The organism is Kribbella flavida DSM 17836 (assembly GCF_000024345.1).
In the GTDB taxonomy this organism is placed as follows: Bacteria; Actinomycetota; Actinomycetes; order Propionibacteriales; family Kribbellaceae; genus Kribbella; species Kribbella flavida.
Map to the genome: position 1 here is coordinate 464,849 of NC_013729.1, position 24,411 is coordinate 489,259.

The following is a 24,411-nucleotide window of genomic DNA, read 5'->3' on the forward strand; positions in this document are numbered from 1 at the left end:
GGGGCGCCTGGGAACGCGGTGCGCCTGGGATGGCGATGCGTCCGGTGTTGAGCGGCGGGTGGGCCGGCGTACGGCGGGGACGGTGGAGCGCCCGCGGCAGGGGTCAGCGGGCGCGGCGTTGGAGGCGTTCTACGTCGAGCAGGACTACCGAGCGGGGTTCGAGGCGGACCCAGCCGCGGGAGGCGAAGTCGGCGAGGGCCTTGTTGACGGTTTCGCGGGAGGCGCCGACGAGCTGGGCCAGCTCCTCCTGGGTCAGGTCGTGGTGGACGTGTACGCCGTCGTCCGCCGTGCGGCCGAAGCGGCTGGCCAGGTCGAGCAGGGCCTTGGCGACGCGGCCGGGGACGTCGGAGAAGACCAGGTCGGCGACCACGTCGGAGACCTTGCGGAGCCGGGAGGCGAGCTGCAGGAGCAAGCCGCGGGCCACCTCGGGACGGCCGGCGAGCCAGCGGAGCAGCTCGTCGTGGGTCAGCGACATCATCGAGGCGTCGGTGACGGCGGTGACGGTGGCCGAGCGCGGTCCGGGGTCGAACAGCGAGAGCTCGCCGAACATCTGGCCCGGGCCGAGCACGGCGATCAGGTTCTCCCGGCCGTCGGCGGAGGTGCGGCCGAGCTTGACCTTGCCTTCGACAACGACGAACAGCCGGTCACCGGAGTCGCCCTCGTGGAACAGCACCTGGCCGCGGCGCAGCCGGTTCTCGGTCATCGACGCGGCCAGCGCGTCGGCTGCCTCGTCGTCGAGCTGGCTGAACAGCGGTGCCTGTCGGAGCACTGCGGCGTCCACGAATGGGCCTCCTTGGACCTCAACTACGACCTGCGAAGGAGCTACCAGCTCCCTCGGCGCCGGGCAGATCACACCTGGTCGCCCCAAAACCGTACTTCCTCCGGTCGCCGAACCGCCACGTAGGCCTGTCGGGACGCGCCGGGGACCGCCGACGGGCAGGCTGCCGGACAGCGGCCCGGGTTCGGCCCGGTCCGGCCGGTCTGGCCCAGCGAGTCGGCTTGCGCCACAGGCGCTCCGGGTTCGGCCAGGCAGCGCGGCGAAGGACCAGGTCCAGCTCGGTCCGGCCGGTCTGGGGCGGTCCGGCGCAGGCGGCCGGCGTACGGAACTGGTGCGTCGGGTCCGGCCGGGCAGTTGGGCGCAGGGTCGGGGTCCAGCTCGGTCCGGCCGGTCTGGGCGGTCCCGCGTAGGCGGCCGACGTCCGGAACTGGTGCGTCGGGTCCGGCCAGGCAGTGCGGCGCCAGCGACCCGGGGTCCGCCCCAGGCGGTCCGGCGCCAGGGATCCGCCCCAGGCGGTCCGGCGCACGCGCCCTGGTCACCCCCGGGCGTCCCGGCGCACGCGCCCTGGTCACCCCCGGGCGTCCCGGGGCTTCTTGTGGGTGGCCGCACGTAGGCTGGCCTGCATGCCCACCCAGCATGTCGCGGACCCGAATCCGCACCCGGTCCCGCCGCCGGTGCTCGACCCGCCCGTGAAGTTGCCTCGCAAGGCCCCGGTGTACGCCGACGAGACGCCGACCCAGCTGGTGCGGCGGGCCCGCAAGATGCACAAGGTGCTGACCGAGACCTATCCGGACGCACACTGCGAGCTCGACTTCAGCAGCCCGCTGGAGTTGCTGGTGGCCACCATCTTGTCGGCGCAGACCACCGACGTGACGGTGAACAAGGTGACCCCGACGCTGTTCGCGAAGTACCCGACCGCGCAGGCGTACGCCGAGGCCGACCGTGACGAGATGGAGGCCATTCTCAAGCCGACCGGCTTCTTCCGGGCCAAGACGAACAGTCTGCTGAAGCTCGGTCAGGCCCTGGTCGACGAGTACGACGGACAGGTCCCCGGCAAGCTGGAGGAGCTGGTCAAGCTGCCCGGTACCGGCCGCAAGACCGCCAACGTCGTACTGGGCAACGCCTTCGGCATTCCCGGCATCACCGTCGACACGCACTTCGGGCGGCTGGTCCGCCGGTTCGGCTGGACCACCGAGGAGGATCCGGTCAAGGTCGAGCACCTGATCGGGGCGCTGTTCCCGAAGAAGGACTGGACGATGCTGTCGCACCGGCTGATCTTCCACGGCCGCCGCCGCTGCCACGCCAAGAAGCCGGCCTGCGGCGCGTGCCCGCTCGCGCAGTGGTGCCCGTCCTTCGGAACCGGTCCGACCGACCCGGTCCTGGCCGCCAAGCTGGTGAAGGTCCCGGCGTGACCCACCCGCCCCACCCCCGTACGCCGCCCGCCGCGCGGTGGGCGGTGAGCGTGCTGCTCGGGCTTGCGCTTCTCATGGGCTGCGCACCCGAAGCGAGCCGTGAAGGAGAGGGCGGGGAGACGCCACAGTCGCCGGACAGCTCCCGCACTGTGGCCGGTGCCGAGAAGCTGGCCGACTGCCCGAGTACGCCGTCCCGGCCGCCGGTCAGCGACGGATTGCCGGACGTGAGCCTTCCGTGTCTGGGCAACGGACCCGACATCCGGCTGGCGGACCTGCGCGGCCCGCTGCTGGTGAACGTCTGGGCCCAGTGGTGCGGGCCCTGCCGCGACGAAGCGCCGTACCTGGCCGACCTGCAGCAGAAGTCCGGCGGCAAGGTCCAGTTGATCGGCATCGACTACGCCGACCCGCGGCCGGAGAAGGCGATCGAGTTCGCCGTCGAGCACGGCCTGGTCTATCCCCATCTGGCCGACACCGACAAGCAGGTCCGGCAGCCGCTCCGGGTCGGCGGCCCGCCGCTCACCGCGTTCGTCGACAAGGCGGGCAAGGTCGTGCACGTGCACCGCGGTGTGTTCAAGTCCCAGCAGGAGCTCGACCAGCTGGTGCGGACCAAGTTGGGGGTGACCTGGTGAGGACGAGTACGAGCTTCGACGTCGAGCTGCCCGGGTGGCTGCACCCGCTCGCCACGGCGTCGAAAACCGTTGACCCGAAGGAGCTTTCGCGCTTCCTGCCGCCCGACGACCCGGCTGTGCGGCAGTCCGCCGTCCTGATCCTGCTTGCCGATGGCAACGAAGACGGTCCCGACGTGCTGCTCACCGAACGTTCCTGGACGCTGCGCTCGCACGCCGGTCAGATGGCCTTTCCCGGCGGTCGCAGCGACGAGGAGGACGGCACCGGCGTCGACGGCCTGGTCCGCACCGCCCTGCGCGAGGCCGAGGAGGAGACCGGCCTGGACCCGTCCGGTGTCGAGGTGTTCGCCGTGTGGCCCGCGCTCTGGGTGCCGGTGAGCAACTTCGGCGTCTCGCCGGTACTGGCCTGGTGGCGGCAGCCGTCGCCGGTCGCGGTTGTCGACCCGGCCGAGGTGGCCTCGGTGCACCGGGTCGCGCTGTCCGCCTTGGCCGACCCGGCGAACCGGGTGAGCTGCCTGCATCCGTCCGGCTTCACCGGCCCGGCGTTCCTGATCGACGACCTGTTCATCTGGGGCTTCACCGCCGGTCTGCTCGACAAATTGCTGCTGCTCGGCGGGTGGGTGCGCGACTGGGACCCGGCCCACGTCGTACCGTTGCCCGACCGGCTGGTCGAGGCGGCCTGGCGGAGTGAGGGACAGCGGTCGGGGGAGGTGCGCCGGCTGACTGCCATCGAGCACGACCTGGGGCGGCCGGAGGGTGTGGAGTGAGCGGACTGGACTGGGCACTGGTCGCGGTGACGGTGCTGGTGGCGATCTCCGGGTACGTCGAGGGCTTCGTGCTCGGCGCCTGCGCGACGGTCGGCCTGCTCGCCGGTGCCGCCGTCGGCGTGTACGGCGTACCGCGGGTGCTGGACAACTTCTCGCCCAGTGTCGAGGTGTCCTTCGCCGCCCTGGTGCTCGTGGTGCTGCTGGCCTCGATCGGGCGGACCATCGGTGCCCTGCTCGGTTCCAAGCTGAGGAACAAGATCTCCGTGAAGCCGGTGAAGGCCGTCGACGCGCTCGGCGGAGCCGCGCTGGCCGCGGTTTCCGTGCTGGTGGTGTCCTGGGTGCTCGGCGTCGCGGTGAGCGGTGCGCGGATCCCCAGCGTCACCTCGGCGGTGCGTGGCTCGGAGGTGCTGGCCAGGGTCGACGAGGCCCTGCCGAGCGGCGCTGACCGGGCCCTGCAAGCGTTCAACGACGTGGTGAACACCGACCTGTTCCCGCGCTTCCTGGACCCGTTCGTGCCGGAGCGGATCCGGGAGACCCAGCCGCCGGACGGCGCGATCTCCCGCACGCCGGCGGTGCGCAACGCCTACACCCGGATCGCCAAGGTCACCGGCGTCGCGAACTGCTCGCGCGGCCTGGAGGGGTCGGGCTTCGTCTACGCGCCGCAGCGGGTGATGACGAACGCGCACGTGGTCGCCGGGGTCAGCTCGCCCAAGGTCGAGGTGAACGGGCGCTCGTACGACGCCACCGTGGTGCTGTTCGACCCGGCGGTCGACGTCGCGGTGCTGTACGTGCCGAAGCTGGCCATCGAGCCGCTGAGGTTCGACGACAGCGGCAAGGCGGACGCGGCCGCGGTGGTGCTCGGTTACCCGGAGAACGGGCCGTTCAACTCCGAGCCGGCCCGGATCCGGTCCGAGGAGCGGCTCCGCGGCCCGGACATCTACGGCGACCGCACGGTCACCCGGCGGGCGTTCTCGATCTGGGCCTCGGTCCGGCCGGGCAACTCCGGCGGCCCTCTGCTGTCGTCCCGCGGCACCGTGTACGGCGTGGTGTTCGCCGCTTCCGTCGAGGACAACCGCACCGGCTACGTGCTGACCGCCGGCCAGGTCGCCGCCGATGCCGCCGAGGGCGCTCGTGCCACCCGCGAGGTCTCCACCCGCACCTGCACCTGACCTCTCACCGCATCACCGCCCCAGAAATACGGGCCGGTGATGCAGCAGCCCGGCTGCTCCGCGGCGTTGGGAGGGTGTGACGGTGACGAGCGAGGTGAGCCAGTCGTTCGACCAGGTGGTGGGGTCGAGCGAGCGACGGCTGCTGCGGGTCGCGCTGATGCTGTCCGGCAGCGCGCACACCGCCGAGGACCTGGTGCAGAGCGTGTTCGCCCGGGCGCACCGCCGGTGGTCCCGGATCGGCGCGCTGGAGCACCCCGAGGCGTACCTGCGGACGATGGTGGTGAACGAGTTCCTCAGCTGGCGCCGTCGCCTGAAGAACCGCGAACTGCCGACTGCCGAGCTCACCGAAACGCCGACGACCGAGGACATCGGTGCCCGGCAGGCCCAGCGAGACGCCGCCTGGCGCCTGCTCGCGACGCTGCCGCGCCGGCAGCGCGCCGTCCTGGTGCTGCGGTACTACGAGGATCTGCCCGACGACGAGATCGCGGCCGTGCTCAACTGCACGGCAAGCACAGTCAGGTCGAACGCGGCCCGGGGCCTCGCGAGCTTGCGGGCCGAGCTGCCCGCCGACGAGGAGTGCTGAGATGAACGGTCCGCACAGCAACGGAAAGACCGACGAGGAGCTCGCCGCCCTGCTGCGGGAGACCTTCGCCGAGCGGGAGAGCCAGGCAGACCAGTTGCCTGCGGCCACCAGCTCGGCACCGAACGCCGATCCGGGCCGGGCGCGCCGGCGGCTCAGCCCTGTCGTCCTGGCGGCCGCGGCCGTTGCGCTGGTCCTCGGAGCGGTGATCATCGTTCGGCAGGCTGCCGAGCCACCGTCCGCCGTACCGCTACCCGCCGCGTCGAGCACGCCGGAAGCGGGCGGGCCGGCCACTCCCAGCGCCGGTACGGCGAGTACTCCGGCACCGACCACCGACGAGGTCCGGATCTGGGCCGCCACGATCAAGGGAATCCTGGAGCGCGAACCCGGTACTGCGCCGGGGGCACCCGTCTACGTTCTGGACGCTCCGCACCAGGGGGCCGGCGGCGGCAAGCCCGTCCGCGGCGAACCCTTCACCCCGGCCCAGCAGGACGCGATCGCGGCGGCCCTGCGCCCCGGGGTCACGCTGAAGTGGATCGCCCAGCGGCCCGCGGCCGACGACCCGTGCGGCCCGGATGCCGGCGGCCCGTACGTCATGGTCGGCCCGATCGTGCGCAAGGACGGCCATGCCGAGGTCGGCGTCAACATCTGGCGCGGCTGCCTCGCCGCCCGCTGGCTCACCTTCCGCCTGGACCAAAACGCCACCGACTGGCGGATCACCGGCACGGTCGGGCCGGAGGCAGTCGCCTAGGGCGTGTCCCCTTCGGTGGCAAGCGGGGTCGTAGGGGAGACGCCGGGAAGCCAGTCGAGCAGGAGCTGGTTGAACTGCTCCGGCGCTTCCTCGTGCGGAAAGTGGCCGACGGTGGTCAGCAGCTCGTAGCGCAGCGGGCCCGTGACGTACTGCGCGGGCGTCACGCTGGCCGCCGGAGCGACGGCGCCGTCCAGGCCGCCGTGGATCTGCAGCACCGGTACGCCGATCGGCTCGCGCATCCGGGTCGAGTAGCGGCGGCCGTCAGAGCGCAGACGGGAGCGGACGAACCACCGGTGGTACTCCAGCGCGCAGTGCGGCGCCGGCCAGACCTGCAGCGCCGCGCGGTACCGGCGGGACGCCTCGGCGTCCGGGAAGTCGCCGCCGGCCGCGGACCAGGCGCGCAGCAGCTGCTCGATGTGGATGCCGTCGTGGGCGAGCAGCCGGCGTTCCGGCAGGATCGGCAGCTGGAACCAGCCCATCTGGACCGCGGCCCGCAGCTGCCCCGAGGTCAGCAGCATCAACGGATGCGGAGCCGCCACCGCCGCGACCGCCCGGACCTGGCGCGGAGCCAGCACCGCCGCCGACCAGGCGACGAATCCGCCCCAGCCGTGCCCGACCACGACGGCGTCACTCGCGCCGAGCGACCGGATCACGCCGGACACGTCGGCCGACACCGTGAACGGGTCGTAGCCGCGCGGCGTCTTGTCGCTCGCGCCGTAGCCGCGCAGGTCCATCGCGACCGCGCGGTACCCGGCGGCGGCGACCACCGGCAGCTGATGCCGCCAGGCCCACCAGAACTCCGGGAAGCCGTGCAGGAAGAGCACCAGGGGAGCGTCGGCCGTACCGCACTCGGCGACGTGGAACCGTGCCCCGTTGGCCGCGACCAGCGAGTGCGACCAGGGCCCGTCGACGAGCAGGTCGGAGACGCCGGCGGGGCTCAGTCGCCCTTCCCGATCGCCCTGAGCGCCTCGACCGACTCCTTCGAGGTCTCGATCGCGCGCTGCGGACCCTTCGCCTTGCCGAGCTGGTTCTTGCCGACCAGCACCAGCACCGCGGCGATCACCAGGTAGAGCACGGCCACGATGACAAAGGCCAGCGCCGGGTGGATGCCCAGCGCGCTCACCCCGTACGCCGCGGCGATCGACAGCAGGATGATCGCCAGCAGGCCGAGGAACGCGGCACCGCCGAACATTCCCGCGCCCGTACCGGCCGCCACCGCCGTCTTCTTCAGCTCCGCCTTGCCCAGCTCGATCTCGCTGCGCACCAGGCTGGACAGGTCCCGGCTGGCGTTCGCGACCAGCTGCCCGACCGTGGGCTCGTCCTGGTCCTGCCCCGTCGATCCCATCGACATGGCACTCCTTCCGTCCGTGTGCCCGACCCTACCGCCGCGTACTCCGATCAGCTCGTACCCCGCACCCACGCGCCGTACGCCGATGGGCCGGACCGTGGACCAGGAGACGTGCCGGCAGCAGCGGATCAGTCGTCGGCGTACACCCGGTTGCGGCGGAACAGCAGTCCGGCGGCGATCAGCGCGGCCAGCAGCGACCCGATCAGCACGGCGGCCTTGGCCCGCTCGGTCTGGGCCACGTCGTCGCCGAAGGCCAGCTGAGCGATCAGCAACGCGACAGTGAAGCCGATGCCCGCCAGCACCGAGACCGCGCCGACGTCGCGCCAGGCGAGGTCGGAGTTCAGCTCCGCCCGGGTGAACCGCGCGGTCAGCCAGGCCCCGCCGAAGACGCCGAGGAACTTGCCGGCGATCAGACCGGCGACGATGCCGATGGCGACCGGGTCGGTGAGCATCTCCCGGACCGCGTCTCCGCTCAGCGTGACCCCGGCGGCGAACAGCGCGAACAGCGGCACCGCCAGTCCTGCGGACCAAGGGCGCAACCGGTGCTCGATCCGCTCCGCCGGGGCGTGCTTCTCGCCCGGATCGGCGACCACCCGGGTGGCCAGCCCGAGCGCGACGCCCGCGATGGTCGCGTGAATGCCCGACTCGTGCATGAACCACCACGCCCCGAGTGCGACCGGCACGTACAGCAGCGGCGTCCGGAAGCGGAAACGCTGCAGCAGGTAGTAGACGCCGACCAGCGCGAGTGCGGCGAGCAACGCGAAGAGGTGGAAGCCGTGCGAGAAGAACACCGCGATGACCAGGATCGCGCCGAAGTCGTCGACCACCGCCAGCGTGAGCAGGAACGCTCGCAGAGCTCCCGGCAGCGACGATCCGACGATCGCCAGCACCGCGAGCGCGAACGCGATGTCGGTCGCCGTCGGCACCGCCCAGCCCGACGTCCGGCCGCCGTCCGCGGTCAGGTTCACCAGCAGGTAGATCATTGCCGGAAGCACCATTCCGGCGATTGCGGCGACCACCGGGACCACCGCCTCACCGAGTTTCGACAGCGTGCCGACGACCAGCTCGCGCTTGAGCTCGACGCCGGCCAGGTAGAAGAACAGCGCCAGCGCGCCGTCGGCGGCCCAGGCCTCCACGGTCAGCGGACCGAGGGGGGCCTCGCGGAGGTGGTGGTACGCGTCCTGCCAGGGTGAGTTGGCCCAGATCAGCGCGATGACGGCGGCGCCGAGCAGCAGCAGGCCGCCGGTGGTCTCGGCGCGCAGGGTGTCGGCCAGGAAGGCGCGCTCGGACCCGAGGACCCGAGGAAAGGCGCGACGGCGGCGGGCGCGAACGGTTGGCGGCATGGAAAGGCCTTTCGATCCGGGGTCGGTCGGACGACTCGCCGACCAGGCTTCCCGGCACACCGTGTTGCGCTGTGGATTCAGTTGCACGTTCAGCACCAGTCTAGGTGATGAACGGTCGTTGCGCCGGGCCCCTCGATGGGAGAGGCTGGCCGCCGGAGCGCCGGGAAGTCTGGTCGGCAGTGCCCGTCCCCGCGGGGGTACGGGCTGGTCGACGATCCTGGAGGCGCTGTGACCCGGTCCGAGCTCTGGCAGCTGGTTGTGAGCGAACTCACCCCGAGGAAGTTGTGCGGCGTATCGTGCCGGTGTGCACGGAGAACAGATGGCCGAGCAGTTTCCGGTGGTCGGTCTGGACAGCGATGCGCGCGAGGCAGTCGAGCTGCTGGCCTCGCGGCGGCTGCCCGGACTGATCGTGGTCGACGAGAAAGGCAGCCCGCACTCGGTGCTGCCGGCGTCCCAGGTGGTGCGTTTCCTGGTGCCGAGCTACGTGCAGGACGACCCGTCGCTGGCGCGGGTGATCGACGAGTCGCTGGCCGACCAGGTGGCCGACAAGCTGGCCGGGGTCACGGTGCGCAAGCTGCTGCCGTCGCAGCCCGCGGAGCTGCCGGTGGTGAAGCACGACGACACCGTGCTGGAGGTGGCGGCGATCATGGCGCGGCTGCGCTGCCCGTTGGTGGCCGTGGTGAAGAACAAGGAGATCATCGGCGCGATCACGGCGTCCCGGCTGCTCGAGCTGGTCGTCTCGCCGCACTGATTCCCGGGCCGGCGACCTGTCGGTACGGCGTACCGGCGCCGGCGACCCGGCTTGCCGGTGTACCGGCGCGCTGCAGGCAGGTGGCCCGATGACCATCATCGCGGTGGTCGTGTTCGTCGTCGCCTACGTGCTGATCGCGACCGAGTGGACCCACAAGCTGCTGGCGGCGCTCGGCGGTGCCGCCGTACTGCTCGCGCTCGGGGTGACGGACTCCGAGCACGCGTTCTACTCCCACGAGACCGGCGTCGACTGGGACGTCATCTTCCTGCTGCTGGGCATGATGGTGATCGTCGGCATCCTGCGCCGGACCGGCGTCTTCGAGTACATCGCGATCTGGGCCGCGAAACGGGCCAAGGGCTCGCCGCTGCGGGTGATGCTGCTGCTGACGATGATCACCGCGGTCGCGTCGGCGTTCCTGGACAACGTGACCACGGTGCTGCTGATCGCCCCGGTCACGCTGCTGGTCTGCGACCGGCTCGGCATCAACCCGGTGCCGTTCCTGATCGCCGAGGTGATGGCGTCCAACATCGGCGGCGCCGCGACGCTGATCGGTGACCCGCCGAACATCATCATCGCGAGCCGCTCCGGCCTGACCTTCAACGACTTCCTGGTCCACATGGCGCCGCTGGTGCTGATCGTGCTGGTGGTGTTCTGCCTGGTGGTGCCGTGGCTGTTCCGCGGGTCGTTCGAGGTGGATCCGGACAAGGTCGAGAACGTGATGCGGCTCAACGAGCGGGAGGCGATCGAGGACCGGACGCTGCTGATCAAGTGCGGCCTGGTGCTGCTCGGCGTGTTCGCCGGCTTCATCGGCCACTCGGTGTTGCACGTCGAGCCGTCGGTGGTCGCGCTGCTCGGCGCCGGCGTGCTGGTGCTGATCTCCGGCGTGGCGACCAAGGACTACATGAGCAGCGTGGAGTGGCAGACGCTGCTGTTCTTCGCCGGGCTGTTCATCATGGTCGGCGCGCTGGTGAAGACCGGCGTCATCGGCGACCTCGCGCAGCAGGTGCAGGCGCTCACCGAGGGCCGGGCGCTGCTCGCCGTGATGCTGATCCTGGGGGTCTCGGCCGTGCTGTCCGGCATCGTCGACAACATCCCGTACGTCGCGACGATGAGCCCGGTGGTGCTGGAACTGACCAAGGGCATCCCCGACCCGGTGCAGGCCGAGGCGCTGTGGTGGGCGCTGGCGATCGGCGCCGACTTCGGAGGCAACGCGACCGCCGTCGGTGCGAGCGCCAACGTCGTCGTGATCGGCCTGGCTCTGCGTGCCGGCCACCCGATCAGCTTCTGGGAGTTCACCCGCAAGGGGGTGGTGATGACCGCGATCACCATCCTGATCGCCGCTCCCTACCTGTGGTTGCGCTACTTCGTCCTGGCCTGATCCCGGCGACGTGGGGCGCGTCGGCTTGCGCGCCGTTGAACACTCGTTTAACGTCTTGAACATGCGTTCAACCGAGCCGTCCCGCGGCTCGGCCGAGGCTGCCTCGGTCGAGCGGATCCGTGACGCCGCGATCGTGCGTTTCGGTCGGGACGGGTTCTCGGCCGGGCTGCGGGTGATCGCGGCAGACGCGGGAGTGACCGCGGGGCTGGTCGTGCACCACTTCGGCTCCAAGGGCGGCCTGCGCCAAGCGTGCGACGAGCATGTGCTGAGCGTCATCCGGGCGGAGAAGCTCAAGGCGGCCACCACGGGCAGCGCGGCCGGGATGATCGCCCAATTGGCGGAGGTCGAGCAGTTCGCGCCGATGGCGCTGTACGCGGTGCGCAGTCTGCAGACCGGCGGCCGGCTCGCCACCGAGTTCGTCGAGCAGATGGTCCGCGACGCCGAGCAGTACCTCGCCGCGGGCGTCGAGGCCGGCGTGATCAAGCCGAGCCGGGACCCGGCCGCCCGGGCCCGGTACCTGGCCTACCAGAGCCTGGGCAGCCTGTTGCTCTGGGCAACCATCAGGTCGGACGCGCTGACCGGCGACTTCGCCGCGGCCCTGCGCGAGCTGTCGGACGAGGTCACCCCGCCCGCGCTGGAGCTGTTCACCCAAGGGTTGTTCGTCGACCGCTCGATGCTGGACGACTACCTGATGTACGTGCCCGATCCGCCGGTCGGTCCCGCCGCACCGTAGCGCCACGGCGATCCCTCGCCCCCTCCGCACGACATCACGCCGGGGAGATCTCTCCCCGGATTCACCCAGAAGAGGTTCAGCGATGACTGCCGCCCTGGAGATCCGGCAACTGCACAAGTCCTTCGGTCAGGTGAAGGCCCTCGACGGCCTCGACCTGGTTGTTCAGCCCGGCCAAGTGGCCGGGTTCCTCGGCCCGAACGGCGCCGGCAAGTCCACCACCATCCGTATCCTGCTCGGCCTGCTTCGCGCCGACGCGGGCACCGTCGAGGTGCTCGGTCTGCACCCCTGGAACGACGCGGTCGAGCTGCACCGGCGGCTCGCCTACGTCCCCGGCGACGTCAGCCTGTGGCCGAGCCTCACCGGCGGCGAGGCCATCGACCTGCTCTGCCGGCTGCGCGGCGGCGCCGATCCAGCCCGCAAGGAGGCGCTGCTCGAGCGGTTCGAGCTCGATCCGACGAAGAAGGGCCGCACGTACAGCAAGGGGAACCGGCAGAAGGTCGCGCTGGTCGCCGCGCTGGCTGCCGATGTCGAACTGCTGGTGCTCGACGAGCCGACGTCCGGCCTGGACCCGTTGATGGAGACCGTCTTTCAGGACTGCATCGCCGAGGTGAAGGCGGCCGGCCGGTCCGTCCTGCTGTCGAGCCACATCCTGGCCGAGGTGGAGAAGCTCTGTGACACCGTGACGATCATCCGGGCCGGCCAGGCGGTGCAGTCCGGCACCCTGGCCGAGCTCCGGCACCTGACGCGGACCAGCTTCACCGCGACCGTCGCCGGTGGCGCTGAGGTGCTGGCCGCCCTGCCGGGGATCCACGACCTGCGGCAGGGCAACGGCGAGCTGCGCTTCGACGTCGACCACGAGCACCTGGCGGCCGCCGTCCAGGCGCTGGGAACGCTCGGTGTACGCAGCCTGACCAGCGCTCCGCCGTCGCTGGAGCAGCTGTTCCTGCGCCAGTACGGTGAGCGCCTGGTGCCCGAGGAGGTCGGCTCGTGACCGGCCCCCGCGACAGTCTCACCGGTACCGGCCACCTGATCCGGCTCGCGCTGCGCCGCGACCGGGTGAAGCTGCCGATCTGGGTGCTGGCCATCGGCCTGGGCATGCAGTACGCCGTCAGCGCGCTCGGCACCGTCTACTCGACCCCGCAGGAACGTCAGGTCCGGGCCGAACTGATGGAGTCACCGGCCGCCACGATGATGTCGGGCCCGGGGTACGGGCTGAACGACTACACGCTCGGCGCGATGATCAGCAACGAGATGGTGCTCTGGCTGGCGATCCCGGCCGCGATGATGAGCATCTTCCTGGTGATCCGGCACACCCGCTCGGAGGAGGAGACCGGGCGTGCGGAGCTCGTTCGCTCGGCCGTGGTCGGGCGGCACGCTGCGCCGGTCGCCGCCCTGGTGCTCGCTGTGGCGGCCAACGCCGGTATCGCACTGCTCACCGCGTTGGCCTTGATCGGTGGAGATCTGGCGGCTGCCGACGCGTTCGCGGTCGGTCTCGGCCTCGGACTGACCGGTCTGGTCTTCGCCGGGGTCGCGACGGTGACCGCCCAGCTGACCGAGCACGCCAGGTCCGCGTCCAGCATGGCGATGGCGGTGCTCGGTGCGGCGTTCCTCGTGCGGGCGATCGGGGACGCGGCCGGTCCGGGCGGCAGCCTGCTGTCCTGGTTCTCGCCGCTGGCGTGGGTCCAGCAGCAACGGCCGTTCGTCGATCTGCGCTGGTGGCCGTTGCTGCTCCCGCTCGTGCTGGTCGCGGCTATGACAGCGCTGGCGTATGCGCTCTCGGCGCGCCGGGACGTCGGTGCGGGGCTGCTGCGAGCCAGGCTCGGCCGGCCGACGGCGCCGCGGTCGTTGTCGAGTCCGTTCGGCCTCGCCGTTCGCCAGCAGCGCACATCGGTGATCGGCTGGGCGATCGGCCTGTTGGTGTTCGCGGTGCCCACCGGCTCGCTGAGCGACTCGGTCACCGAGGCGGCGCTGGAGAACCCGGACATGGCCGAGGTCTTCACCGCCAACGGGCAGGAGCCCACCGACGGCTTCTACGCGACGATGGCGATGTTCTTCGCCTTGCTCATCGCTGCCTTCGCGGTCACCTCGGTCCTGCGGCTGCGGTCCGAGGAGCGCACCGGTCATGCCGAGGCGGCGCTGGCCACGGCGGTCAGCCGGCGTCAGTGGGTCTCGGCCTGGCTGGGCGTCACCGTGCTCTCCTCGGTGGTCCTGCTCGTGGTCAGCGGACTCGGAGTGGGATTGGGAGCGCTGAGCGGAGACGCCCCGACCGGCGTTGTCGGCGAGGTACTCCTGGCAACCTTGGCCTTCTTCCCGCCGGTGCTGGTGGTCGTGGGCCTGGCCGCCGCCCTGTTCGGGCTGCGCGCCGGGCTGGCGATGTGGGCGTGGGCGCTGGTCGGCTACGCCTTCTTGTTCGGCATGTTCGGTGCCCTGCTCGACCTGCCGGCGGTCTTCACCGAGCTGTCGCCGTTCAGCCACCTCACCGTGATGCCGCTGGACCGGATCGGCGCCTTGCCGCTCGTCACCCTGTCCGCCGTCGCCGCCGTCCTGGTCCTGGCCGGTGGCCTGCTCTTCCGCCGGCGCGACCTCGACCTGCGCTGACCCACGCCGTACGGCAGCTGCCCAGGGTCAGCTCAGGACTGCCAGATCGTGGGGTCCGGGCCCTTGGGCACGATGCCGGTCGGGTTGATGGTGTCGTGGGTGACGTAGTAGTGACGCTTGATCTGGTCGAAGTCGACCGTCTCGCCGAAGCCGGGGGACTGGTAGAGCCGGCGCGCGTACGCCCACAGGTTCGGGAACTCGGTCAGCTTCTGCCGGTTCGTCTTGAAGTGCCCGTGGTAGACGGCGTCGAAGCGGACCAGCGTCGTGAACAGCCGGATGTCGACCTCGCTCAGGCTGTCGCCCAGCAGGTAGTCACGGTCCGCCAGCCGCTGCTCCAGCACGTCCAGCTGGCCGAACAGCGCGTCGTACGCCGCCTCGTACGCCTCCTGGGTGGTTGCGAACCCGCAGCGGTAGACGCCGTTGTTCACGTCCTGGTAGATCTCGTCGATCAGCTGGTCCAGCTCGGCGCGGTCGGCCGGAATCAGCTGCGGCGCGTCCGGCCGGTGGAAGTCCTTCCACTCGGTCGACAGGTCGAGCGTGATCTGCGGGTAGTCGTTGGTCACCACCAGCCCGCTGACCGTGTCGACGATCGCCGGCACGGTCACCCGCCCGTCGTACTGCGGGTCGGTGGCGAGGTAGGCCTCGGACAGGTAGCGGAGGCCGAGCACCGGGTCCCGGCCGTCCGGGTCGAGGGTGAACCGCCACCCCTTCTCGTCCCGGATCGGGTCGACGACCGCCAGGCTGATCGCGTCCTCCAGACCGAGCAGTTTGCGCACGATCACCGAGCGGTGCGCCCACGGGCAGGCCAGGCAGACCACCAGGCGGTACCGGCCCGGCTCGACCGGCCAGCGGCCCTGCTCGTCCGGGCCCTCGCCGGGCGCCGAGGCGGACGCGGCGCTGATCCGGCCGGTGAACCGGTTGCCCTGCCGCTTCCACTCGCCGGTCGCGGCGCTTTCCTTGGCGAACTGTGCGCGGGTCATGTCGTCAAAGCTACCCACCCTTTGCCAAGATGGGCGCGACCCGTCTGGGGCTCCGACGCGTACCGTCGGTGACGGTCGACCGATCCAGCAGAGTTTTCGCGCCCCCGGCAACCGGTTTGCCGGGCAGAAACCCAGGGATACTCACCTCATGGCCCGCCCAAGGAACAACCCCGGCGACCTCGCCGAGCTCCCGTCCGAGCTTCGCACCGACCGGCCGAAAGGTGATCAGATCCGGGAGATCCTGGAACGGCTCACCCGCAGCCTGCCCGCCGGCACCGTGCTGCCGTCGGAGCGGGTACTGGCCGAGCGCTTCGGCGTCGCCCGGATGACGGTGCGCCAGGAGGTGGACCGGGTGGTCGCCGACGGTCTGGCCGACCGCCGCCCCGGCGGCGGTACCTTCGTCGCCGAGCCGCGTCCGAGCCGGCTGCTTGCTTCATCGTTCAGCCAGGACATGCGCACCCGCGGCCTCACCCCCGGCGCCAAGGTGCTCGAGCACCGCGCCGGCACCGCCGACGAGGCGCTCGCCGCCGAGCTGGAGGAGCCGGTCGGCACCCCGGTCCTGCACCTGGTCCGCCTCCGCACCGCCGACGGCGAACCGATGGCGATCGAGCGCACCGCCCTCTCCCTGCGGCGGTACCCCGGCCTCGACACGCTCGACTTCGCCGACCTGTCCCTGTACGACGAGCTCGCGGCCCGCTGGGGCGTCTCGCTCGGCATGGTCAACGCCTCGATCGTCGCCGCCCCACCCGCCAGCACCGAGGACGCCGACCTGCTCGGCATCGACCGCACCACCCCGTGCCTGGTGATCACCTCGGCCCCGCGCACCGCGGCCGGGGACGTGATCGAGTTCGGCCGGTCGACCTACCGCTCCGATCGCTACGACATCACCGTCGCTTACCGCACAACGTGATCAAGTATCAAACGTCTGAGTCAGAGCCTGGTCGCGACGACGCCGAGCGCGAAGGCGGTGCCGGTCAGCCCGAGCATCGCCGTCGCCAGCAGACGGAGGCGAGCTTGCAGGGCGGGGAGCTCGGTCGAGGTGGCGAAGATGCGGCGGGGCCAGTGACGCCAGGAGACATACCAGAAGATCGCGGTGGCGGCGAGCAGCAGGACGGCCTTGGTGAGGTGCAGTGCCCACTGGTCGGTGCTCAGGATCAGCAGCACGAGGCCGGAGGCGCCGATCGCGGCGATCAGGCCGAGGACCTTCCAGCGGTTGCCTGAAGCAATCGTCGCGGTGAGGGCCTCGCGGGTTTCCCGGTCGGCGCCGAAGAAACGCGTGAGCTTGGGCTGGACGACGAACAACGAGTAGGCCATCCCGCCGACCCAGGCAGCCGCCAGCCCGGCGTGCAGAACGACGATGAGCGCAGTGATCACGGGTCACACAGTAGGCTCCCCGACCTGTGGGCCGGGGAGCCTCCGGTACGCCGGTGGGTCAGTCCTCGTCGGTCTTGCCGGACTCCAGGTTGGACTTGATCAGGTCCATCACGGTCGAGTCGGCCAGCGTGGTGACGTCGCCGACCTCGCGGTTCTCGGCGACGTCGCGCAGCAGCCGGCGCATGATCTTGCCCGACCGGGTCTTCGGCAGTTCGGCGACGACCATGATCTGGCGCGGCTTGGCGATCGGGCCGATCTCCTTGGCGACGTGGGTGCGCAGCTCCTGGACCACGTCCGGACCGCCGTCACCGGCCTCCGAGCGCAGGATCACGAACGCCGCGATCGCCTGCCCGGTGGTCGGGTCGGAGGCGCCGACCACGGCCGCCTCGGCGACCTTCGGGTGCGAGACCAGCGCAGACTCGATCTCGGTGGTGGACAGCCGGTGGCCGGACACGTTCATCACGTCGTCCACCCGGCCGAGCAGCCACAGGTCGCCGTCCTCGTCCTTCTTCGCGCCGTCGCCGGCGAAGTACATGCCGGGGAAGCGCGACCAGTAGGTGTCCTTGAACCGCTGGTCGTCGCCCCACAGCGTGCGCAGCATGGCCGGCCAGGGCTTGGTGATCACCAGGTAGCCGCCGGAGCCGTTCGGCACCGGGGTGCCGGCGTCGTCGACCACGTCGACGCTGACGCCCGGGATCGCCCGCATCGCCGCACCCGGCTTGCCCGCGGTGACACCGGGCAGCGGGGAGATCATGTGCATGCCGGTCTCGGTCTGCCACCAGGTGTCGACCACCGGCGCCTGGTTGCCGCCGATGTTCTCCCGGTACCAGATGTAGGCCTCCGGGTTGATCGGCTCGCCGACCGACCCGATCACCCGCAGCGAGGACAGGTCGAACTTCTCCGGGATCTCCTTGCCCCACTTCATGAAGGTCCGGATCGCGGTCGGCGCGCAGTACAGGATCGAGACCTTGTACTTCTGCACGATCTCCCACCAGCGGCCCTGGTGGGGGGTGTCCGGGGTGCCCTCGTAGAGCACCGAGGTGGTCGCGTTCGCGAGCGCGCCGTAGACGATGTAGCTGTGGCCGGTGACCCAGCCGATGTCGGCGGCGGTCCAGTAGACGTCGGTGTCGGGCTTGAGGTCGAACACCGCCCACTGCGTGTACGCCGTCCCCACCAGGTAGCCGCCGGTCGTGTGCAGGATGCCCTTGGGCTTGCCGGTGCTGCCGGACGTGTACATCACGTACAGCGGGTGCTCGGCGTCGAACGCCTCCGGCGTGTGCTCGGTCGACTGCTGGCCGACGAAGTCCTGCCACCACAGGTCGCGGCCCTCCACCATCGCGGTCTCCTGGCCGGTGCGCTGCACCACGAGCACGTTGCGCACGTCCGGGCAGTCGGCCAGCGCGGCGTCGACGGCCGGCTTCAGCGCGGCCGGGGCGCCCCGGCGGTAACCGCCGTCTGAGGTGATCACGACGCGGGCGTCGCAGTCCAGGATCCGGCCCTTGAGCGCGTCCGCGGAGAAACCGCCGAAGATCACCGTGTGCGGGGCGCCGATCCGGGCGCAGGCGAGCATCGCGACCACGGTCTCCGGGATCATCGGCATGTAGATCGCGACCACGTCACCGGCCTGGACGCCGAGCTCCTGCAGCGCGTTCGCCGCCTGGCTGACCTCGTCCTTGAGCTGGGCGTAGGTGATCTCGCGGGTGTCGCCGGGCTCGCCCTCGAAGTAGTAGGCGACCTTGTCGCCGAGCCCGTTCTCGACGTGCCGGTCGACGCAGTTGTACGCCGCGTTGAGCTTGCCGTCGGCGTACCACTTGGCGAACGGCGGGTTGCTCCAGTCCAGCGTCTCGGTCGGTTCGACCGCCCAGGTCAGCCGCTTGGCCTGCGCGGCCCAGAACCCCTCCAGGTCGGCCGCGGCGGTGTCGTAGGCGTCGGCCTGGACGTTGGCGTGCGCGGCGAGCTCGGCCGGCGGCTCGAACCGGCGTTCCTCGTGCATCAGGTTCGACAGCGCTTCGGAATGGGGTGACTCGGAACTGGTCACGTCGCGGACTCCTCGTCGATAGCTGGTCGGCGCGCCCGGGCGCCGGTCCCCTTTCTACCAACGCCGGACCAGCCGCGGTACTGGTGCGTCGCCGAGTAGCCCCCGATCTGCGCCGAACGGCCCCACGTGAACGGCGTCACACCGCCTCACCGGAGGGAACCGGCAGAGCGCGGGCCGCATCGGAGGTCTGTCGCCTACCGCAGGAGATGCCCCCGATGCACCAGCAGTACGCCGCCCACCCGCAGTACGCCGAGACCTACCCGCAGCAGCCCGTCGAGCCGCAGTACGCCGAGGCTTACCTGCAGCAGCCGCCCGCTCAGCCGCAGTACGCCGCGCAGCCTGTCGCGCAACCCCCGTACGCCGCACCCCAGCCGGCCGACGGCCCGCAAGCTGCCGCCCACCCGCTCGCCGGTCCCCAGCGCCGCATCTCCCGCGCCGCCCGCCGCCGCGTGCACGCCCGCGAACGCCGCATCCGCCGCTCCCGCCGAGGCCTGCCGCAGCCGGCGACCTGGTGATCCGTCACCACAACTCAGGAGCGGCGCTCGGCCCGCTCGGCGAACCCGTCCAGAGCTGACAGCACCTCGGGCGCTGTTAAGGCCGATAGCATCCGCTCTCCCGCTAGCTCCCTCCTGTCCCGCAGTCCAGAACCTGCTCGACATCACCGAGAACCAGCCCCGCGCGAGAACCCGTTCTCGACCGCGCGTGGGCACGAGCCAGCCACCCGCGGCCGCGATCAGTTGCTGTTTGCCTCGCGGGCGTCGAGCAGTTCGTCCCAGTGGTCGGCTGTCCACTGGCAGGCGGCGCGGATCGGCTCCAGCATGCTGCGGCCCAGGGGCGTCAGTTCGTACACCACCCGCCGCACCGGTACTGCGTACTCCGTGCGGTTGATCAGCCCGTCCTGCTCCAACAGGCGCAGGGACTGGGTCAGCACCTTCGGTGTCACCCGGTGCAGCGGCACGCGGAGCTCGGAGAACCGGCGTGGGCCGTCCTCCAGGCAGGTGAGCACCAGCCCGGCCCACTTGTCCCGGCCGAACCGGAACGGGTTCAGCGTCGAGGGGCAGATCTCGTCGAACATGTCCGCGCGCAACGGCTCCATGACACCAGCGTAATCGCGGTATCCGTCCGGTAACCGGCCTGCCGCCTACCTTCGCCTGACACGACCAGAAGGGATCAGGCAGATGAGCAGAGTGCTGGTGTTCGGCGCCGGCGGCCGGGCGGGCCGGGCGGCGGTCGAGGAGGCGGTACGCCGCGGCCACCAGGTCACCGCGGCGGTCAGGACGCCGGGCAAGTACGCCGACCTGCCGGCGACCGTCGTCGCCGCGGACGTCACCGACGCGGCGGCCGTGGAGCGTCTCGCCGCCGACCACGACGCGGTGGTCGCCGCGGTGTACGACGGCGGCTCGGACCCGACCGAGTTCTTCCCCCGGGCCGGTCGCGCCCTCGCGGACGGCGTCGGCACCGGACGCCTCGTCTGGGTCGGGCTGGCGTCGATCCTCGCGGCGGAGTCCGGCGTACCGCTGATGGACACGCCCGGCTACCCGCAGGAGTACCGCGCCTTCTTCCTCGCCCACCAGGCCGCGGCCGACCTGTTCGCCGAGTCGAAGGCCGACTGGGTCTCGATCGCCCCGGCCGGCGACTTCGACCACGAGAACCCCGCGCGCACCGGCGCCTACCGCCTCGCCCCGGCCGCCGCCGACAGCCGGATCTCGTACGCCGACCTGGCGATCGCCCTGCTCGACGAGATCGACGAGCCACGGCACCACGGCGTACTGCTCGGAGTGGAACGCGCCTGACTTCGCCCGCGGCCCGTGCCGCCTCGACGCGGCACGGGCCTGAACGGTTGACCGCGATGGCAGCATGGCTGGACATCGAGCAGCCCGAGCTCCGGGCGGCGGGTTACGGCGAGGTGATCGTGCTGGACGAGAAGGCGGTCCACCTGACGCTGGCGATGCACCGGATCGTCCGGCACCTGCGGCGGACGGCGGTGACAAGCGCGCTGCACCCGACCCAGTTCATCGCGCTGCTGGTCATCGCGGACGAGCAGCCGGTCCGGATCGGCGCCATCGCCGCCCGGGTGCCGTGCTCGCAGCCGACCGCGACCACCACCGTCGGCTCGCTGGAGGCGGCCGGCCTCGTCCGCCGCCTGCCCGACACGCTCGACGGCCGGGCCACGGTGGTCGAGCTGACCGAGCACGGCACCGACATGGTCGCCCATGTCCGTTCCGACGCGACCGAGGCCCTCAGCAACATGCTCGCCGTGCTCACACCCGAGGACCGCGCCGTCGTACTCGACGCCGGCGAGATCCTCTACCGCCTGGCCGACGACCTCTGAGTCAGCGCAGCCCGCGCACGACGGACACCGTGTACGGCGGGGTGCCGGGTGCTGCGTCGAGCTGGCTGTTGACCCAGAGCAGGCGAGCGCCGTCGCGCGCGATGGTGGTCGGGGTTGCTCCCGGGGCACCGGGCTGGGAGTCGGCGACGACGGCTGCGCGGCTCAGCGTTGCGTCGAGCAGAGCGAGCCGGGTCACGTACTTGCCGCCGCCGGCGTTGTGGACGGCGTACAGGCGGCGGCCTTCGAGCAGGTAGCCGTCGCCGGAGAGGACGCCGTTCGCGCCGGTGACTTCCAGCGTCCGGACGTCCCGCGTGCGCAGGTCGATCCGGTACGTGACGTCCTGGCCCTGCTCGCCGACCAGCAGGGTGCGGCCGTCGGTGACGATGCCGTTGAGGAAGTAGGGGATCGGCTGGATCCGGTCGCGGGTCAGCCAGGGTTCGAGCTCGCCGAGGCCGTGCCGGGTCAGCGGTGCGCGCCAGATCTGGTTGTGCGCGGAGTCGGTGACGTAGACGAAGTCGCCGGCGATGGTGAAGTCGTTGAGGAAGGAGCCGGGCTGCGCCGTCCGCGCGGTGAGCAGCCGTCCGCGGACGTCGTACAGGAAGAGCTGGGAGGTGCTCGCGCCGGCGATCAGGACGCGGCCCCAGCGGTCGACGTGCACGCCGGTCGCCGAGGTGCGGCCGTCGCTGCCGGCCGGGAGCCAGGGCTTGAGCTGCGGGTCGCGCACCGAACCGCGGTAGACCGCGCCGGTGCCGACGCTGGTGACGTAGATCGTGCCGCCACGGGTCACCTCGATGCCCTCCGGGGTGTCGCCGGGGGTGGTCGACACGACGTACGTGTGGGGCCGCGGGCGGGCGGGATGGGCGATGGCCGGCTGGCTGGTGACGGTGAGGGTTGCGGCGACGGTCAGCAGAACCGTGAGGGTGCGGATTCTCATCCGGTCAGCCTGCGCGGGTGGGCCACGCGCGGCGACCGGTTTCGGGCTGGACCGAAGCCGGGTGCCGCAGGCGCCTGCCGGCGGGCACAATCGGCGGGGTGATCCGGATCCACTTCACGGCGGCGGACCTCGGGCGGGTGGTGTTCCCGGCCGAGCCCGAACCGTTGTGGGAAGCGGCCCTGGCCGCGCGAGCTCTCGGCGACCGGGCGATCCCGCCGGCCGCACGGCGCTGGCGGCGGCAGGCCGGGCCGCTCGTTCGGCCGTCGATGCGGCCGTTGTTCAAGCTGATCGCACCGGCCGGGCAGTTCCCGGACTTCCTGACGCCCGAGGTGCCGGCGCCCGGTCTGGACCCGGCCGTCGAGGTGCTCGCCGGTACTCCGGCCGACGAGGTTCGCGACCAGCTCGGTCCGTGGTTGCCGGCCGAGCCCGAACCGTTCATGCGCGGACTGCTGCTCGGCCGGGCCGGGTCGCGGCGGGCGCTCGGCATCGCCGTACGGGACTTTCACCAGCAGGTTCTCGCTCCTTCGGCCGCCGAGCTGGAACGCCGGTACGGCGCCGACCTGGCGCTGCGGTCGCGCGCGGTCCTGCAGGGCGGCGTCGACGCGATGCTCGGCAGCCTGCATCCCGACATCACCTGGGCGCGTCCCGTGCTGACGTCGTACGGGCTGGGATCTGGGTCCTCCTTCGACATTCATCTGGAGGGTCGAGGGCTGCAGCTCTATCCGTCGGCCCTGACCGCCGAGTGCCTCGCCCTGGATGCCCCGGGTCGCCGGCCGGTCCTGGTCTATCCCTGCTCGGACCTGCCGCTGGACGATGTCGCCGCCACGGACGCGCTGGGCGATCTCCTGGGGAGGACCCGCGCGGCCGTACTGCGCTCGCTGACGGCTTCCGCCAGTACGACCCAGCTCGCCCGTCGATGCGGGATCTCGCTGGCCTCCGTCTCGGACCACACCCGTGTACTGCGTGCCGCCGGTCTGGTGGTCACGCATCGATCCGCTGGTGCGGCGTTGCACTCGCTCACCCCAGTCGCGCACCGGCTGCTCGCCGGTGAGCACGTGGTGCCGGCTGTTCGGCGTACGCGGTGAACTAGGGCAGACCGGAGTTCGCGCGTGGAAAATCCACCTCCACGAGCTGTCGCGCCACACGGGTACGCGTTCTGGGTCGCAGGCCGGTTCGGGTGAGAAGGTCGGCCTCTGCGCCGGCTGCTGCGATGGATCTTCCTCGCCGGCCCGTGCCGCTTCTACCTTCTCGGCGAGTCGACCGGCGGTTCGGTGCAAGTTTCCAGCGCCCGGCACGCCCGCTTGGTCGACGCGGACGACGAGGACATCGTCGCCAGCCGACCGGCTGGCGCCGACGAGGTCGCGATCCGCTGATCCCCGGCGGTCTCGTCGCCTTCTTCGCCTTGCTGGCCGGGGTGTTCTTCGCCGGTAGCTTCACCTTCGACCAGGGCCCCGACGGCGAACTGGCCACCGCCACCGCTGAAGTCGTGCGCTACGACGACGGACCCGGCGGATTCGGCGAACGCCGGCTGGTCGTTCGGTTCCCGGTCGGCGACTCCGTGATCACCACCAAGGTCCGGGCCGAGGACCGTGGCGAGGAATCCCACGTTCCACCAGTCGGCGGCCACCAGCAGGTCGAGTACCTGATCTCCGATCCCCGCCGAGCCCGCCCCGCCGGCGCCGCCCAGGCCGCCGAATCAGATGCCCACGGCATGCGAATCCTCAGCTACGGCTGCCTCTTCCTCGCCGTCGTCACCGCGGCCGCGTACGTACTCGCTCGCCGCCGCCGGGCGGCAGCTGAACGGCTTATGTCTGAGGTAATCGTCGCGGTGCGGTCGTGCTGGCAGGATCGCTGCTCCGCGTCGGACGACGCGGGTTCATGAGGAAAGGTCAGCCATGTCCCCAGCTGGATCAACGGACACGCGCACTGTGGTCGAGGAGCTGCTGCGCAGAATCGGCGAGGGCGACCCCGAGCGGATCGCCGAGCTGTATGCCGAGCAGGGTGATTGGAAGCTCGACTGGCCGGAAGCCGAGCACGGCCGTACCGCCACGCCGTGGATCCGTCACCGGTCCACCCGCGCCGACGCTGCCGCGCACTACCGCGAGCTGGCCGAGTACCACGTGCCGGAGTCCGCGGCGACCGCGATCGAGCGCATTCTCGTCGACGGAAACGACGCGGTCGTCCTCGGCGAGATCCGGCAGACCGCCCGGCCCACCGGACGCTCCTACCGAGCGCGGTTCGCCCTGCACCTCACCGTCGAGCACGGCCTGATCACCCGGCACCACGTCTACGAAGACAGCCTGTCCGTCGCCCAGGCCTTCGAAATTCATGGCAGCAGTTGGGCTGAAGCTGCCAATCGGGGCAACGCGGGGCAGCCGGGGGAAGATCAGGAGTTGCCCCTTGCAATCCAGGGACATCGCCCGCGGTGGAGGGTAAAGTGGGTGGTGCTTGGGACAGAAGAGTCCCCTGAAGTGGACCCGGCAGCCTACCGGACGGTGGGTGAGCCGGGTCTCGCGCGT

The 24,411-nt window shown here is 71.3% G+C and carries 26 protein-coding genes and 1 pseudogene; 18 read left to right on the forward strand and 9 right to left on the reverse strand.

The genetic code is table 11. The features are described 5' to 3' along the window. Positions 1-103: 103 nt before the first annotated feature. Positions 104-781 carry a Crp/Fnr family transcriptional regulator gene (locus tag KFLA_RS02270; RefSeq protein WP_012918134.1) on the reverse strand — a complete coding sequence of 226 codons (678 nt, stop codon included), beginning with the start codon at positions 779-781 and terminating at the stop codon, positions 104-106. Between the two features lie 620 nt (positions 782-1,401). On the opposite strand from KFLA_RS02270, the gene nth reads away from it, so the two are divergent. The 6 genes from nth to KFLA_RS02300 all read left to right on the forward strand — a co-directional run bounded on the left by nth (position 1,402) and on the right by KFLA_RS02300 (position 6,083). Beyond that, a complete protein-coding gene (nth, locus tag KFLA_RS02275; protein WP_012918135.1) occupies positions 1,402-2,190 on the forward strand; it encodes an endonuclease III in 789 nt (262 codons plus the stop codon). Then, positions 2,187-2,819: a TlpA family protein disulfide reductase gene (locus KFLA_RS02280; RefSeq protein WP_237706689.1), complete on the forward strand. Its 633-nt coding sequence runs from the start codon at positions 2,187-2,189 to the stop codon at positions 2,817-2,819. Before nth ends, KFLA_RS02280 begins: the two co-directional genes overlap by 4 nt. Next, positions 2,816-3,583 (forward strand): NUDIX hydrolase, encoded by a 768-nt coding sequence (locus KFLA_RS02285; RefSeq protein ID WP_012918137.1) that lies wholly within the window; start codon positions 2,816-2,818, stop codon positions 3,581-3,583. The genes KFLA_RS02280 and KFLA_RS02285 overlap by 4 nt, the downstream gene beginning before the upstream one ends. Further along, the gene (locus KFLA_RS02290; RefSeq protein WP_012918138.1) at positions 3,580-4,752 is read left to right on the forward strand and encodes a MarP family serine protease; all 1,173 of its coding nucleotides are present in this window, start codon (positions 3,580-3,582) and stop codon (positions 4,750-4,752) included. Before KFLA_RS02285 ends, KFLA_RS02290 begins: the two co-directional genes overlap by 4 nt. 82 nt (positions 4,753-4,834) lie before the next feature. Next, positions 4,835-5,335, forward strand: a complete 501-nt coding sequence (locus KFLA_RS02295; protein ID WP_012918139.1) for a SigE family RNA polymerase sigma factor — start codon at positions 4,835-4,837, stop codon at positions 5,333-5,335. Position 5,336: 1 nt separating this feature from the next. Further along, complete coding sequence (locus tag KFLA_RS02300) at positions 5,337-6,083, forward strand: hypothetical protein (protein ID WP_012918140.1); 747 nt, start codon at positions 5,337-5,339, stop codon at positions 6,081-6,083. Here the strand turns inward: KFLA_RS02300 and KFLA_RS02305 are convergent. The 3 genes from KFLA_RS02305 to nhaA form a co-directional block, all read right to left on the reverse strand. Then, the gene (locus KFLA_RS02305) at positions 6,080-6,907 is read right to left on the reverse strand and encodes an alpha/beta fold hydrolase (protein WP_237706690.1); all 828 of its coding nucleotides are present in this window, start codon (positions 6,905-6,907) and stop codon (positions 6,080-6,082) included. The genes KFLA_RS02300 and KFLA_RS02305 overlap by 4 nt on opposite strands. Positions 6,908-7,020: 113 nt before the next feature. Beyond that, positions 7,021-7,434: a phage holin family protein gene (locus tag KFLA_RS02310; RefSeq protein ID WP_041289109.1), complete on the reverse strand. Its 414-nt coding sequence runs from the start codon at positions 7,432-7,434 to the stop codon at positions 7,021-7,023. Between the two features lie 125 nt (positions 7,435-7,559). Then, on the reverse strand, positions 7,560-8,774 hold the full coding sequence (gene nhaA, locus KFLA_RS02315; RefSeq protein WP_012918143.1) for a Na+/H+ antiporter NhaA: 1,215 nt from the start codon (positions 8,772-8,774) through the stop codon (positions 7,560-7,562). Between the two features lie 319 nt (positions 8,775-9,093). Here nhaA and KFLA_RS02320 point away from each other — a divergent pair, with 319 nt between their 5' ends. The 5 genes from KFLA_RS02320 to KFLA_RS02340 all read left to right on the forward strand — a co-directional run bounded on the left by KFLA_RS02320 (position 9,094) and on the right by KFLA_RS02340 (position 14,234). Next, positions 9,094-9,525 carry a CBS domain-containing protein gene (locus KFLA_RS02320; RefSeq protein ID WP_041289110.1) on the forward strand — a complete coding sequence of 144 codons (432 nt, stop codon included), beginning with the start codon at positions 9,094-9,096 and terminating at the stop codon, positions 9,523-9,525. Positions 9,526-9,613: 88 nt separating this feature from the next. Further along, the gene (locus tag KFLA_RS02325; RefSeq protein WP_012918145.1) at positions 9,614-10,903 is read left to right on the forward strand and encodes an ArsB/NhaD family transporter; all 1,290 of its coding nucleotides are present in this window, start codon (positions 9,614-9,616) and stop codon (positions 10,901-10,903) included. 61 nt (positions 10,904-10,964) lie between these two features. Further along, complete coding sequence (locus tag KFLA_RS02330; RefSeq protein ID WP_012918146.1) at positions 10,965-11,636, forward strand: TetR/AcrR family transcriptional regulator; 672 nt, start codon at positions 10,965-10,967, stop codon at positions 11,634-11,636. A gap of 82 nt (positions 11,637-11,718) precedes the next feature. Further along, positions 11,719-12,627, forward strand: coding sequence for an ABC transporter ATP-binding protein (locus KFLA_RS02335; protein ID WP_012918147.1), 909 nt, complete (start codon positions 11,719-11,721; stop codon positions 12,625-12,627). Continuing rightward, the gene (locus tag KFLA_RS02340) at positions 12,624-14,234 is read left to right on the forward strand and encodes an ABC transporter permease (protein ID WP_012918148.1); all 1,611 of its coding nucleotides are present in this window, start codon (positions 12,624-12,626) and stop codon (positions 14,232-14,234) included. The genes KFLA_RS02335 and KFLA_RS02340 overlap by 4 nt, the downstream gene beginning before the upstream one ends. A 32-nt stretch (positions 14,235-14,266) precedes the next feature. On the opposite strand, the gene KFLA_RS02345 is transcribed toward KFLA_RS02340, so the two are convergent. Beyond that, positions 14,267-15,214: a glutathione S-transferase family protein gene (locus KFLA_RS02345; RefSeq protein ID WP_012918149.1), complete on the reverse strand. Its 948-nt coding sequence runs from the start codon at positions 15,212-15,214 to the stop codon at positions 14,267-14,269. 148 nt (positions 15,215-15,362) lie between these two features. Between KFLA_RS02345 and KFLA_RS02350 the strand changes: the two genes are divergently transcribed. Next, on the forward strand, positions 15,363-16,124 hold the full coding sequence (locus KFLA_RS02350; RefSeq protein WP_012918150.1) for a GntR family transcriptional regulator: 762 nt from the start codon (positions 15,363-15,365) through the stop codon (positions 16,122-16,124). 20 nt (positions 16,125-16,144) lie between these two features. Here the strand turns inward: KFLA_RS02350 and KFLA_RS02355 are convergent, their stop codons facing one another. Both KFLA_RS02355 and acs read right to left on the reverse strand, forming a co-directional pair. Continuing rightward, the gene (locus KFLA_RS02355; protein WP_012918151.1) at positions 16,145-16,588 is read right to left on the reverse strand and encodes a hypothetical protein; all 444 of its coding nucleotides are present in this window, start codon (positions 16,586-16,588) and stop codon (positions 16,145-16,147) included. 58 nt (positions 16,589-16,646) lie between these two features. After that, positions 16,647-18,581 carry an acetate--CoA ligase gene (acs, locus tag KFLA_RS02360; protein ID WP_041289713.1) on the reverse strand — a complete coding sequence of 645 codons (1,935 nt, stop codon included), beginning with the start codon at positions 18,579-18,581 and terminating at the stop codon, positions 16,647-16,649. A gap of 260 nt (positions 18,582-18,841) precedes the next feature. On the opposite strand from acs, the gene KFLA_RS02365 reads away from it, so the two are divergent. Continuing rightward, the gene (locus KFLA_RS02365; RefSeq protein ID WP_012918153.1) at positions 18,842-19,141 is read left to right on the forward strand and encodes a hypothetical protein; all 300 of its coding nucleotides are present in this window, start codon (positions 18,842-18,844) and stop codon (positions 19,139-19,141) included. 218 nt (positions 19,142-19,359) lie between these two features. On the opposite strand, the gene KFLA_RS02370 is transcribed toward KFLA_RS02365, so the two are convergent. After that, positions 19,360-19,722 (reverse strand): winged helix-turn-helix transcriptional regulator, encoded by a 363-nt coding sequence (locus KFLA_RS02370; RefSeq protein ID WP_012918154.1) that lies wholly within the window; start codon positions 19,720-19,722, stop codon positions 19,360-19,362. Between the two features lie 82 nt (positions 19,723-19,804). Here KFLA_RS02370 and KFLA_RS02375 point away from each other — a divergent pair, with 82 nt between their 5' ends. Next, a complete protein-coding gene (locus KFLA_RS02375; protein ID WP_012918155.1) occupies positions 19,805-20,419 on the forward strand; it encodes an NAD(P)-dependent oxidoreductase in 615 nt (204 codons plus the stop codon). A gap of 56 nt (positions 20,420-20,475) precedes the next feature. Beyond that, positions 20,476-20,958 (forward strand): MarR family winged helix-turn-helix transcriptional regulator, encoded by a 483-nt coding sequence (locus KFLA_RS02380; RefSeq protein ID WP_012918156.1) that lies wholly within the window; start codon positions 20,476-20,478, stop codon positions 20,956-20,958. Between the two features lies 1 nt (position 20,959). Here KFLA_RS02380 and KFLA_RS02385 read toward each other — a convergent pair whose 3' ends face one another. Next, positions 20,960-21,892, reverse strand: coding sequence for an NHL repeat-containing protein (locus KFLA_RS02385; RefSeq protein WP_012918157.1), 933 nt, complete (start codon positions 21,890-21,892; stop codon positions 20,960-20,962). 98 nt (positions 21,893-21,990) lie between these two features. Here KFLA_RS02385 and KFLA_RS02390 point away from each other — a divergent pair, with 98 nt between their 5' ends. From KFLA_RS02390 to KFLA_RS39585, 3 genes and pseudogenes are all read left to right on the forward strand, one after another. Further along, positions 21,991-22,977: an ArsR/SmtB family transcription factor gene (locus tag KFLA_RS02390; protein WP_012918158.1), complete on the forward strand. Its 987-nt coding sequence runs from the start codon at positions 21,991-21,993 to the stop codon at positions 22,975-22,977. Between the two features lie 329 nt (positions 22,978-23,306). After that, positions 23,307-23,774: a hypothetical protein gene (locus KFLA_RS02395; RefSeq protein ID WP_012918159.1), complete on the forward strand. Its 468-nt coding sequence runs from the start codon at positions 23,307-23,309 to the stop codon at positions 23,772-23,774. Between the two features lie 13 nt (positions 23,775-23,787). Further along, positions 23,788-24,114, forward strand: a pseudogene (locus KFLA_RS39585) (nuclear transport factor 2 family protein); the annotation flags it as partial. Positions 24,115-24,411 lie beyond the last annotated feature (297 nt).

What these genes read in the sequence shown, in the direction of transcription:
- KFLA_RS02350 (WP_012918150.1), top strand. Translation starts at nt 15,363, where the DNA reads ATGGCCCGCCCAAGGAACAACCCCGGCGACCTCGCCGAGCTCCCGTCC.
- KFLA_RS02310 (WP_041289109.1), bottom strand. Translation starts at nt 7,434, where the DNA reads ATGTCGATGGGATCGACGGGGCAGGACCAGGACGAGCCCACGGTCGGG.
- KFLA_RS02345 (WP_012918149.1), bottom strand. Translation starts at nt 15,214, where the DNA reads ATGACCCGCGCACAGTTCGCCAAGGAAAGCGCCGCGACCGGCGAGTGG.
- KFLA_RS02370 (WP_012918154.1), bottom strand. Translation starts at nt 19,722, where the DNA reads ATGGAGCCGTTGCGCGCGGACATGTTCGACGAGATCTGCCCCTCGACG.
- KFLA_RS02330 (WP_012918146.1), top strand. Translation starts at nt 10,965, where the DNA reads ATGCGTTCAACCGAGCCGTCCCGCGGCTCGGCCGAGGCTGCCTCGGTC.
- KFLA_RS02320 (WP_041289110.1), top strand. Translation starts at nt 9,094, where the DNA reads ATGGCCGAGCAGTTTCCGGTGGTCGGTCTGGACAGCGATGCGCGCGAG.
- nhaA (WP_012918143.1), bottom strand. Translation starts at nt 8,774, where the DNA reads ATGCCGCCAACCGTTCGCGCCCGCCGCCGTCGCGCCTTTCCTCGGGTC.
- KFLA_RS02380 (WP_012918156.1), top strand. Translation starts at nt 20,476, where the DNA reads ATGGCAGCATGGCTGGACATCGAGCAGCCCGAGCTCCGGGCGGCGGGT.
- KFLA_RS02335 (WP_012918147.1), top strand. Translation starts at nt 11,719, where the DNA reads ATGACTGCCGCCCTGGAGATCCGGCAACTGCACAAGTCCTTCGGTCAG.
- KFLA_RS02385 (WP_012918157.1), bottom strand. Translation starts at nt 21,892, where the DNA reads ATGAGAATCCGCACCCTCACGGTTCTGCTGACCGTCGCCGCAACCCTC.
- KFLA_RS02365 (WP_012918153.1), top strand. Translation starts at nt 18,842, where the DNA reads ATGCACCAGCAGTACGCCGCCCACCCGCAGTACGCCGAGACCTACCCG.
- KFLA_RS02325 (WP_012918145.1), top strand. Translation starts at nt 9,614, where the DNA reads ATGACCATCATCGCGGTGGTCGTGTTCGTCGTCGCCTACGTGCTGATC.
- KFLA_RS02300 (WP_012918140.1), top strand. Translation starts at nt 5,337, where the DNA reads ATGAACGGTCCGCACAGCAACGGAAAGACCGACGAGGAGCTCGCCGCC.
- nth (WP_012918135.1), top strand. Translation starts at nt 1,402, where the DNA reads ATGCCCACCCAGCATGTCGCGGACCCGAATCCGCACCCGGTCCCGCCG.
- acs (WP_041289713.1), bottom strand. Translation starts at nt 18,581, where the DNA reads ATGCACGAGGAACGCCGGTTCGAGCCGCCGGCCGAGCTCGCCGCGCAC.
- KFLA_RS02375 (WP_012918155.1), top strand. Translation starts at nt 19,805, where the DNA reads ATGAGCAGAGTGCTGGTGTTCGGCGCCGGCGGCCGGGCGGGCCGGGCG.